Annotated in this window: 9 protein-coding genes; 7 read left to right on the top strand and 2 right to left on the bottom strand. The window is 71.7% G+C overall.

All coding sequences use genetic code 11. The features are described 5' to 3' along the window. The first annotated feature begins 68 nt into the window (after nt 1-68). Entirely contained in the window at nt 69-329 is a 261-nt protein-coding gene (locus tag ACZ7MG_RS19325; protein ID WP_471393778.1) for a hypothetical protein, read from the top strand. A 549-nt stretch (nt 330-878) separates the two neighbouring features. Here the strand turns inward: ACZ7MG_RS19325 and ACZ7MG_RS19320 are convergent. After that, nucleotides 879-4,196 (bottom strand): S41 family peptidase, encoded by a 3,318-nt coding sequence (locus ACZ7MG_RS19320; RefSeq protein ID WP_471393781.1) that lies wholly within the window; start codon nt 4,194-4,196, stop codon nt 879-881. Nucleotides 4,197-4,403: 207 nt separating this feature from the next. Between ACZ7MG_RS19320 and ACZ7MG_RS19315 the strand changes: the two genes are divergently transcribed. From ACZ7MG_RS19315 to ACZ7MG_RS19290, 6 genes are all read left to right on the top strand, one after another. Continuing rightward, entirely contained in the window at nt 4,404-5,009 is a 606-nt protein-coding gene (locus ACZ7MG_RS19315) for a TetR/AcrR family transcriptional regulator (protein WP_471393784.1), read from the top strand. Between the two features lie 190 nt (nt 5,010-5,199). Then, complete coding sequence (locus tag ACZ7MG_RS19310) at nt 5,200-7,527, top strand: MMPL family transporter (protein ID WP_471393786.1); 2,328 nt, start codon at nt 5,200-5,202, stop codon at nt 7,525-7,527. Between the two features lie 167 nt (nt 7,528-7,694). Further along, nucleotides 7,695-8,246: a DinB family protein gene (locus ACZ7MG_RS19305; RefSeq protein WP_471393908.1), complete on the top strand. Its 552-nt coding sequence runs from the start codon at nt 7,695-7,697 to the stop codon at nt 8,244-8,246. 129 nt (nt 8,247-8,375) lie between these two features. Beyond that, the gene (locus tag ACZ7MG_RS19300; RefSeq protein ID WP_471393789.1) at nt 8,376-8,888 is read left to right on the top strand and encodes a hypothetical protein; all 513 of its coding nucleotides are present in this window, start codon (nt 8,376-8,378) and stop codon (nt 8,886-8,888) included. A gap of 101 nt (nt 8,889-8,989) precedes the next feature. Beyond that, entirely contained in the window at nt 8,990-9,337 is a 348-nt protein-coding gene (locus tag ACZ7MG_RS19295) for a hypothetical protein (RefSeq protein WP_471393792.1), read from the top strand. Nucleotides 9,338-9,465: 128 nt separating this feature from the next. Beyond that, entirely contained in the window at nt 9,466-10,335 is an 870-nt protein-coding gene (locus ACZ7MG_RS19290; RefSeq protein ID WP_471393795.1) for an intradiol ring-cleavage dioxygenase, read from the top strand. Here ACZ7MG_RS19290 and ACZ7MG_RS19285 read toward each other — a convergent pair. Beyond that, nucleotides 10,319-11,065, bottom strand: a complete 747-nt coding sequence (locus ACZ7MG_RS19285; protein WP_471393798.1) for a histidine phosphatase family protein — start codon at nt 11,063-11,065, stop codon at nt 10,319-10,321. The genes ACZ7MG_RS19290 and ACZ7MG_RS19285 overlap by 17 nt on opposite strands. Nucleotides 11,066-11,091 lie beyond the last annotated feature (26 nt).

Here is an 11,091-nt window from a genome sequence, read left to right as displayed (position 1 = left end):
GTGGGATGTTCGCCCGTGTTTGTCTGGTCGAGGCCCGATCCCCTCACCCAGTACGGGAGTGAATCCACATGGGCATGAAGGACCAGTTCCAGGACAAGGCCGAGTCGCCGCGGCGGGCTCAGCAGGAGCGTGAGCCGCAGCGGCCTCAGCGGGGTGGTGAGCGTCCGCCGCGCCCCGAGCATGGGCAGCGGACTGAGCGGCCGCAGCGGCCCGAGCGGGCGCAGCGGCCTGAGCATGGGCAGCCGGAGCGGGGGGCTCGGCGGGACGAGGAGTCCGAGCGGTTGATGCGGGACGAGGATGATCGGTTCCGGCAGGAGTACGAGGCCTAGTCCGCGGGCTCGGTTGTTCGATGCGTGGGGCGCCCTCATTTGCTTGGGGGCGCCCTTCGTTGGTGTTCGGGGTGGGGTGGGTTGTCGGGTGCGCTGTCGGGTGCGGGTGGGTGGGGCTTCTCGCGCAGTTCCCCGCGCCCCTAAAAGACGCGCAGTTCCCCGCGCCCCTGGAGCGCCCTGGTTCCTCGCGCCCCTGGAAGGCCGGAGCTGTGCCCCGAGTCCCGAGAGCGTCCCGGTTCCTCGGGCTCCTGGGAAGGCCGGAGCTGTGCCTCGCGTCCCGAGAGCGTCCCGGTTCCTCGGGCCACTGGAAAGACGCGCAGTTCCTTGTGCCCCTGGAACGCCCCGCTTCCCCGCGCTTCTTGAAGGCGGGCAGTTCCCCGTGCCCCTGGGAGTCCCCGGTTCCCCGCGTCCTGAAAAGGCCGGATCCGCGCCCCGCGTCTTTTCGTCCTCCCCGGGCCCGTGAAAAGACGCGCAGTTCCCCGTGCCCCTGGAAGCCCCCGGCCCCCGGCGCCCCTGAAAAGACCGGAGCCGCGCCCCGTGCCCTTGGTCTCAGGCGCGCTTCGGCAGCTTCGGGCGGGCGCGATTTGGGGTGTTCGTGTAGTCGGGGGGGTCTGCCGGGGGGTGGGTTTTTAGGAGGGTCAGGGCCAGGGTTACTGCCGCCTCCAGTTGGGTGTTGCGGCCCTCGGCCCAGTCGATGGGGGTGCGGAGGACTTCCTCGTCGGGGGTGACGCCTCGGTTTTCGATGGTCCAGCCGTACGCGTCGAACCAGGCGGCGTTCATGGGGACGGTGATGACCGTGCCGTCGCCGAGCTGGTGGCGGCCGGTCATGCCGACGACGCCGCCCCAGGTGCGGAGGCCGACGACCGGGCCGAGCTGGAGGAGCTTGAACGCGGCGGTGATCATGTCGCCGTCGGAGGAGGTCGCCTCGTCGGCGAGGGCGACGACCGGGCCGCGCGGGGCGCTGGAGGCGTACGACACCGGCTGGGCGCCCCGGGTCAGGTCCCAGCCGAGGATCGTGCGGGACAGCTTCTCCACCACCAGCTCGCTGATGTGGCCGCCCGCGTTGCCGCGTACGTCGACGATCAGGGCGGGCCGGGAGACCTCCCTCCGCAGATCGCGGTTGAACTGGGCCCAGCCGGAGCCGCCCATGTCCGGGATGTGGAGGTAGCCGCAGTGGCCGCCGCTCAACTCCCGTACGGCGTCGCGGCGTTTGGCGACCCAGTCCTGGTAGCGCAGGGGGCGTTCGTCGAGGAGGGGGACCACGGCGACGCGGCGGGAGCGGCCCTCGCCCTCGGCGGGGGTGAAGGTCAGCTCGACGGTGGTGCCGCCCGCGCCGGCCAGCAGCGGGTAGGGGCCCGTCGTCGGGTCCACCGGGCGGCCGTCGACGTGGGTCAGCGCGGCGCCCTCGCGGATGCCGGTGCCGGCCAGCGGGGAGCGGGCCTTGGAGTCGGAGGAGTCGCCGGGGAGGATGCGGCGGATCGTCCAGTCGTCGTCCCGGCGGACGAGGTTGGCGCCCAACAGGCCCTGGCGGCGCTGGTAGTGGGGCGGGCCCTCGTTGCGGCGGGCGGCGGAGACGTAGGCGTGGGAGGTGCCGAGTTCGCCGAGGACCTCACGGAGGAGGTCGGCGAACTCGTCGGGGGAGGCGACCCGTTCGACCAGCGGGCGGTACTGGTCGAGGATCGCGTCCCAGTCGATGCCGCTCATGTCCGGGTCCCAGAAGTACGCGCGGATCAGGCGGCCCGCCTCCGCGTACGACTGGCGCCACTCCGCCGCCGGGTCGACCTCGTGCAGGACGCGCCTCAGGTCGATCCACACGGTCGAGTCGCCGTCGCCGGACTCGGTGGAGGGGACGGCCCGCAGATCGCCCTCGTCCACGACGACGAGCCGGGAGCCGTCGCCGCTGACCGCGAACCAGTCCAGATGGTCGACGAGTTCGGACTTCTTCGCCTTGCTGATGTTGAAGTGTTCGAGGGTCGGGCGGCCGGTCATGTCGTCCGGGTTGGCGAAGGTCTCGCCCAGGGCGCCGGAGATCGGCCAGCGCAGCCAGACCAGTCCGCCGCCCGCGACCGGGTACAGCGCCGAGTACTTGGAGGCGGTGACCGGGAACGGCGTGACGCGGTTCTCCAGGCCCTCCGTCTCGACGGTCACCGTCCCGTCGGTGTCCTCGTCCTCGCTCGGCTCCATGCCTCCGGCGACCGGGCGGCCGTCGGGGTTCAGGGCGAAGGGGGAGGGGGTGGCGGAGGAGAGGGGGACCAGATAGGGGCGGCAGCCGAGCGGGAAGGAGAGGTCGCCGGTGTGGACGTCGTAGACCGGGTCGAAGCCGCGCCAGGAGAGGAAGGCCAGGTAGCGGCCGTCGCGGGTGAAGACCGGGTTCTCGTCCTCGAAGCGGCCGTCGGTGACGTCGACGATGAGGCGGTCCTTCATCCGGGCCATCTTGATCTGGCGGAGCGTGCGGCCGATGCCCGGGTGGGACCAGGTCAGCCAGGCGCCGTCGGGGGAGAACGCCAGGTCGCGGGCCGGGCCGTTGAGGGAGGTGATGAGTTCGGTGACCTCGCCGTTCGACTCCTCGGTCGCGTCCAGCAACAGGACGCGGCCGTCGTTCGCGGCGACGGCGAGGCGTTCGCCGCGCGGGTCGGACACCAGTTCCAGGACGCGGCCCAGGTCGCCGGAGGCGAGGCGGCGGGGCGCGCGGTCGCCGGTGGCCCGGGGGAGGTGGGCGATCTCGATCGCGTCCTCGCCCTCCGCGTCCGTCACGTACGCCACCTGCCCGCCGGAGCCGAGCATCTCCGGCAGCCGGACGCGGACGCCGGGGGTGTCGGCGATGGTCCGGGCGGGGCCGTCGCGATGCGTCAGCCAGTACAGGCTGCCGCGTACGACGACCGCGCTCGCCCGGCCCGTGTCGTCGACCGAGAGACCGTCGACGTGCTGCGCGGCCGGCACCTGGTACGGCCGCCGCCCGGTCAGCGCACCGCCGAGCGTCACGTCGAGGCGGCGGGGGACGGAGTCCGGGGCGAGGTCGTCCACGAGCCACAGCTCGCCCGCGCACTGGTACACCACCCGGGTGCCGTCGCTCGCCGCGTGCCGGGCGTAGAAGGCGTCGTGATCGGTGTGGCGGCGCAGGTCGGAGCCGTCGTAGGCGCAGGAGTAGAGGTTGCCGACGCCCTCGTGGTCGGAGAGGAAGGCGATCCGGCCGCCGACGAACATGGGGGAGTGGAGGTGCCCGTCGAGGTCGGCCAGCAGCCGTTCGCCGTGCAGCCAGAGGCGGCCCATGGCCCCGCCCCGGTAGCGCTTCCAGGAGGCCGGTTCGTGCGGCGGGGTGCCGGTGAGCAGGAGGGTGCGGCGCTCGCCGTCGATCTCGGCGCACTGGATGTCCGAGACCGGGCCCCAGGGAAGCTTGCGGCCGGGGTCGCCGTCCGTGGGGACCTTGTAGGCCCAGGTGAAGTGCGAGAACGGCTCGCCGTGCGAGGCGACGGCCAGGATGTCCGAGCGGCCCTTGTCGTTCGGCGGCGTCCAGCCGCGGACCTCGGTGTCGGGGCTGCCCCAGTGGGTGAGCCGCCGGGCGGGGGCGCCGCCGTCCACCGGGGTCAGCTGGATCTCCGGGAGGATGCTCCGCCAGCTCGTGTACGCGATGTGCCGGCCGTCCGGCGAGAAGCGGGGACCGGCGACCTTCGTACGGTCGACGGTGAGCCGCCAGGCGCGGTCCGAGCCGTCGAGGGGGGCCAGCCACAGGTCGTCCTCGGCGACGAAGCAGAGGCGGTCGCCGTGGAGGTGGGGGAAGCGGAGGTAGCCCGGCGCGCTGTCGCCACCGGCCGCGCTCTCGTAGGCCCTCGCCGCGTCCGCGGGCGCGTTCTCGTTCTCGTCGCTCACCTCCCCATGCTTTTCCCCTCGGGGGGCTCCGGCAACTCCACCGCGTGAGCCACACCACGTACGAAACGGTTTCGTTTTCTTTGATGCTCGGGTATCTTCGTAAGCGTACGAAACCGTTTCGTTCGAGAAGCGGGTCGTCCGGTCCGCGCGTGCCGTGCGGCCGGTAGCCTGGCGCCTCGAACGTGCAACCGGAGCAAGGGGAGTGGGATGTCCGAGACCGCGACGGTGCGCCGCAGCCGGATCACGCCCGAGCGCGAGGCCGAGCTGTACGCGGCCGTCCTCGACCTGCTCCGCGAGGTCGGCTACGACGCCCTCACCATGGACGCCGTGGCCGCCCGCACCCGGTCCAGCAAGGCCACCCTCTACCGCCAGTGGGGCGGCAAGGCCGAGCTGGTCGCGAGGGCGATGCGGCACAACAAGCCCCATCCCGACATCGGCTCGGTCGACACCGGGTCACTGCGGGAGGATCTGCACGCCCTGGTGATGAGCACCGACGACTGCGCCATGGAACAGAACAACGCGCTGATGCGGGGTCTGGCCATGGCGGTGCACGGAAACCCCGACCTGCTGAAGGCCTTCCGTGAGCTGATCATCGAGCCGGAGGTGCTGGAGATCCGCCGCGTGGTGCAGCGCGCCGTCGACCGGGGAGAGGTCCGTGCGGACAACCCCGCCGTCGAGTACGTGGTGCACATGTTCGTCGGCGCCTTCGTCGCGCGCGGCATGATCGAGGATCAGCCGCCCACGCAGAGCTTCCTCCGCTCGTACCTCGACGCCGTGGTCCTCCCCGCTCTCGGCGTGTCCACCACCCGGTAGCCCCCGCGGCCGGCACGAACCCCTCACCACCACCCCCGTCTGACGCCACCTGACGCCACCCGCTCATGCCGTCGGGCCGATCACCCCTGCCTCGCCCCGCCTCGCCCCGCCCTGCCTGTTCGCTCCCCGAGGCACGGGCTGATCCGTCCTGCCCTCCGCACGTCCACGACCTGAACGGGAGTACCGCCCCGTGGCCACATTCCTCTACAAACTCGGTCGATTCGCCTTCCGGCGACGACACTTCACCGCCCTCCTCTGGGTGGCCCTGCTGACGCTCGCGGGCGTCGGCGCCGCCTCCGCGCCCGCCGCGGGCTCGACCTCCTTCTCCATCCCCGGCACCGAGGCGCAGAAGGCCTTCGACCTGCTGGACCAGCGCTACCCCGGGATGAGCGCCGACGGGGCCACCGCCCGGGTCGTCTTCAAGGCGCCCGAGGGCGAGAAGATGGCCGACCCCGCCAACAAGGCGATCGTCGAGAAGACCGTCAAGGAACTCGGCGACGGCTCCGAGGTCGTCTCCGCCAGCGACCCGTTCACCACCCGCGCGGTCAGCCAGGACGGGACGGTCGCCTACTCCTCGGTGACGTACAAGGTCCCGGCCATGGAGCTGGAGGACTCCTCCAAGGAGGCCCTGGAAGCCACCGCGCACAAGGCGCAGAGCGCCGGGCTGACCGTCGAGATGGGCGGTGACGCCCTCCAGGCCGAGCCCGAGACGGCCGTCGCCGGTGAGATCATCGGCCTCGCCATCGCCGCGGTCGTCCTCGTCATCACCCTGGGCTCGCTCGTCGCGGCCGGACTCCCGCTGCTCACGGCGATCATCGGCGTCGGCATCGGCGTCTCCACAATCACCGCCCTCGCAAGCGCGCTCGACCTCGGCGACACCACCTCCACGCTCGCCCTGATGATCGGGCTCGCGGTCGGGATCGACTACGCGCTGTTCATCGTCTCCCGCTACCGGTCCGAACTGGCCGAGGGCCGCGAGCGCGAGGACGCGGTCGGCCGGGCCGTCGGCACCGCCGGTTCGGCGGTGGTCTTCGCCGGGCTCACCGTCGTCATCGCGCTGGCCGGACTCGCGGTCGTCAACGTCCCGATGCTGACCAAGATGGGGCTCGCGGCGGCCGGAACGGTCGTCGTCGCCGTCCTCATCGCCCTCACCATGATCCCGGCACTGCTCGGCTACGCGGGCCGCAAGGTCCGGCCGGCCGACGAGAAGGGCAAGCGCGGCCGCAAGCTGTTCGGACGGGGCGGGCCGAAGGGCTCCACGGAGGGTTCTACGGGGGGTTCCGCGAAGGGCTCAACGGACGGTTCCACTGTCGGCTCTGACGGCTCCGCCAAGGACGCCGCCGCGGTGAAGGTCGGCCTGGGCACCCGCTGGGCGAGCTTCGTGGTCCGCCGTCCGGTCGCCGTGCTGCTGCTCGGTGTGGTCGGCCTGGGCACGATCGCCCTCCCGGTCAACCAGCTCGAACTGGGCCTGCCCGACGACGGTTCGCAGCCCACGTCCACCACCCAGCGCCGCGCGTACGACCTGCTCTCCGAAGGCTTCGGGCCCGGCTTCAACGGCCCCCTGGTGGTCGTCGTCGACGCCGAGGACAGCGAGTCCCCGCAGAAGGCCGCCACCGCGGTGACCGACGAGATCAAGGGGCTCGACGACGTCGTGACGGTGACCCCGGCGACGTTCAACAAGGCCGGTGACACTGCGATGATCACGGTGATCCCCGACTCCAAGCCGTCCTCGACCGAGACCGAGGACCTGGTGCACGCGATCCGGGACGCGGGCGCCGGTGTGACGGCGGAGACGGACGCGAAGGTGCTGGTCACCGGCGCCACGGCGATGAACATCGACTTCTCGCAGAAGCTCACCGACGCGCTGGTCCCGTATCTGGCGCTGGTGGTCGGGCTCGCGTTCCTCCTGCTGATCGTGATCTTCCGGTCGATCCTGGTACCGCTGAAGGCGGCCCTCGGCTTCCTGCTCAGCGTGCTGGCCGCGCTCGGCGCCGTGGTCGCGGTCTTCCAGTGGGGCTGGCTGAGCGGGCTCATCGGGGTCGAGGAGACCGGCCCGATCATGTCGATGATGCCGATCTTCATGGTGGGCGTGGTCTTCGGCCTGGCGATGGACTACGAGGTGTTCCTCGTGACCCGGATGCGCGAGGCGTACGTCCACGGGGAGAACGCGCACCAGGCCGTGGTGACCGGCTTCCGGTACAGCTCCCGGGTGGTCGCGGCCGCCGCGGCGATCATGATGGCCGTCTTCGCCGGGTTCATCGGCTCCGGCGAGTCGATGATCAAGATGATCGGCTTCGGCCTCGCGATCGCCGTCTTCTTCGACGCGTTCGTCGTCCGTATGGCCATCGTCCCGGCCGTCCTCGCCCTCCTGGGCGACAAGGCCTGGTGGCTGCCGAAGTGGCTCGACCGCGCGCTGCCCAACGTCGACGTCGAGGGTGAGGGCCTGCGGACGCGGGACGACACCGCGAAGACCTCGGCCGCCGAGGACGACGAGGACAGGGAGCTGGCCCGCGCCTGACGCGCGCGGGACGGCTGCCGGGCGGGATCGGCCGCCGAGCGGGACTGCCGGTGAGGGTCCGTGGGGACGGGCGCCCTCACCGGCTTCCGCGTCGCGGGTGAGCGGGGTAAGTATGACGAGTGACCGATGAGACCAGCGAGATCAGCGAGACCAGCGAGACCAGCGAGATCAGCAAGACCGGTGGGGTCGGTGGGACCGGTGGGACCGGCGGGACTCATGACAACCGCGTGGGCCCGCCCCACTTCGGCACCGAACGCGAGACGCTCCGCGCCTTCCTCGACTACCACCGGGCGACGCTCGCGATGAAGTGCGAGGGGCTCACGGACGAGGAGTTGCGCAGCCGGTCGATGCCGCCGTCGACGCTCTCGCTGCTGGGCCTCGTCCGGCACATGGCGGAGGTCGAACGCGCCTGGTTCCGCCGGGCGTTCGAGGACCGCGACGCGCCCATGGTGTGGTCGAAGGAGATCGACTTCCAGGCGGCGTACGACGCGAGCGCCTCGACGCGGGCGGAGGCGTTCGGGGCGTGGGAGGCGGAGGTGGAGACCTCACGCCGTATCGAACGCGAGGCGGACTCCCTCGACCTCACGGGCTACCAGCCGCGCTGGGACGAGGCCGTCTCCCTGCGCATGGTCATGACCCACGTCCTCCTCGAATACGCCCGCCACAACGGCCACGCGGACTTCCTGCGGGAGGGGGTGGACGGCACGGTGGGGGCGTGAGCCCCTGTCCTCGGAGGTGCTGCTCGGCCGTCGTGACGAGGCGGCTGCCAGCGGGGCGCGGACAAGCTGATCGCGGGGTGACGTGTGCGGACAGAGGGGTGGCGACGGATGGGGCCGTGGCGGACGTGGGTGGGGAGACTGAGGCGGGCCTTTCTGGACTTCGACCGGCGCCACGGTGGCGCGGAGCCGCCACCGAAGGCCCAGGTCTTCGCGGCCCGGCACCCGGTGGGCATGGGCCTGCTCTTCGGTGTGCCCGTCGGTCTGCTGGTCGCCTCCGGACTGTCCGCGTTCGACGACCCCGTACGTCTGCTTCAGGCGGCCCTGCTGGGAGCGGGTCTGGGGCTCTTCGTATGGTTCTTCTGTCGCGTCGAACGCCGCCGCCAGGCTCACTACGCACGCCACGGAGACTTCCGCCGGACCGCTCTCCAGCCGCCTCCCGATGTGAACGACACCGTGCCGGTCTGGAACGAGGGCGTGCACTGGCTCGGCTACTGGACCATCGTCTTCGTGCTCGTCCAGCTCGTGGGGCAGCTGCGGAACCCGCCCTTCACCTGGATCCAGAGCGCGATCTACGCCGGGTTCATCGTCGTGGGAAGCTGGGCGGCGCACCTGGTCAAGGAGCGCCGCCGACGCGGCCGTTGACCATCACCCGTCACTTGTCACTCGTCACTTGTCACCCGTCACCCGTCACTCGTCAGCCGTCACTCGTCAGCGAGGCGAGCACAGGTCGAAAGGGCTCACCCATGTCGCGAAGGACCGAGCGGCCGCCGGCCCGGGCGACGCGGCTTCGGAGGCGCGTACGGGAGGCGGACGGGCGGATCGCGGTCGGGGTGGGGGCCGGGGACGTGGTGGTGTGCGGGGTGCTGCTGCTCGTGGCCGTCGGGGCGCTGTTCGTCGAGCCCACCACGCGTGAACAGGAGACCCAGGCCTGGCAGCTGGCGGGGCGGATCTACGGGTGGTGGTTGGTGGGTGGGCTCGTGCTGCTGCCCGTGCTGGGGGCGGTCCGGGCGGCGGTCGTCCACCTGGCCACGATGATCGCGGCGCCCGTCGCGCTGATGCTGATCCTCGTCCTCCTGCCCGCCGCCCTGTGACCGATAGCCGTCGCGGTCGGCGTCGGCTGACAAGATGTGCACGGCAGACACCTGGGAATCGCACAGGAACCGCTCATAGCATCCGGCCATTCCATGACGGGAACATTCGGAAAGCGCGGTTCGGCATCATGAGCACAGCACCCAGGAACGGCAGCGGCAGTCACGGCCACGACCACCACCACGAGGACGAGTTCGACAGAGGGCTCTCCTACGACCTCCCCGTGTTCGCCCGCCGCCGCATGATCAGACTGCTGGCCGGCGCGAGCATGGTCCCCCTGGTGGCGGCCTGTTCCTCGGACGACTCCGGCAGCGGCACCGCGTCGGACTCGGCCTCCTCCGGCTCGTCCTCGTCCGGCACCTCCGGCTCGGACTGCGAGGTCATCCCGAGCGAGACGGCGGGCCCGTACCCGGGTGACGGCTCCAACGGCCCGAACGTCCTCAAGGAGAGCGGTGTCGTCCGCAAGGACATCACCAAGAGCTTCGGCTCGGCGAGCGGCGTCGCCGAGGGCATCCCGCTGACGATCACGCTGACCGTCGTCGACCAGGCCTCCGGCTGCGACACCCCGAAGGAGGGCGCGGCCGTCTACCTGTGGCACTGCGACCGCGAGGGCAGGTACTCCCTCTACTCCGACGGCGTCACCGAGGAGAACTACCTGCGCGGCGTCCAGGAGGCCGACGACAAGGGCCAGGTCACCTTCACCTCGATCTTCCCCGCCTGCTACACCGGCCGCTGGCCGCACATCCACTTCGAGGTCTACGACAGCCTGGACGACGCCACCGCCGCCCAGAACATCGCCGCCACCTCGCAGCTCGCCTTCCCCAAGGACGTCTGCGACACGGTGTACGCGACGGACGGGTACAGCCAGAGCGTCCAGAACCTCGGCCAGCTCACCCTGGAGACCGACAACATCTTCAGCGACGGCTACGACCAGCAGCTCGCCACCCTGGAGGGCAGCACCGACAAGGGCTACACGGCCACGCTCACGGTCCCGGTGTGACGCCCAGGTGCGACGTGTCCCCCCACCGCGCCGGCCGCAGCCGTCCCCCGTCGTCGCGCTCCCACGACGAGACCGAGGCGTTGGGGACGGGCGGCAGCCGGCCGGGGAACGTCGCGCCGAGCCCCGCGCACACGAGACGTACGGCCACGACGACCGCGTCATGGGCGATCAGCAGCACCCGCCGGCCGGGCGCGACCCGGTCCAGCTCGGTGACGAAGTCCCGTACCCGCAGCACCACATCGGTCAGCGCCTCCCCGCCCGGCGGCCGGTAGAACCACTCACCGACCAGCGCCCGCCGCGCCGCCTCCTCGGGCGCGCGGGCCCGTAGCGCGGCCGGCGGGTGCATCTCGAAGATCCCCATCTCCCGGTCCCGCAGCCGCTCGTCGACGAGGAGCGGCGGCGGGACCACACCCGGGTGCCCCGCCATCACCTCCCAGGTCTGCCGCGCCCGTACGTACGGCGAACAGACCACCAGGTCGGGCCCCGGACCGCCATCCCCGTCCCCGTCTCCATCCCCGGCGGCGACCCCGGCCAGCCATCCCCCCAGCGCCCCGGCCTGCGTCCGCCCCAGCTCGGAGAGCGGTACGTCCGCGCCCCGCCCCGGAAGCGGCTCCGTCGACCCCGTCCGCTCGGCCTCGGCGTACGCGGCGTTCGCGGTGCTCTCCCCGTGCCGTACCGCCCACAACGCGGCGAGCGCGTACGGCGGTGCCAGACCCAGGTGTGCTGTCATGCGTCCCCCATGCCTTCCCGGCGGTC

This window comes from Streptomyces sp. NPDC107538 (assembly GCF_055657445.1).
The sequence above is the reverse complement of the archived record's forward strand: the minus strand, read 5'-3'. Positions and strand labels throughout refer to the sequence as shown.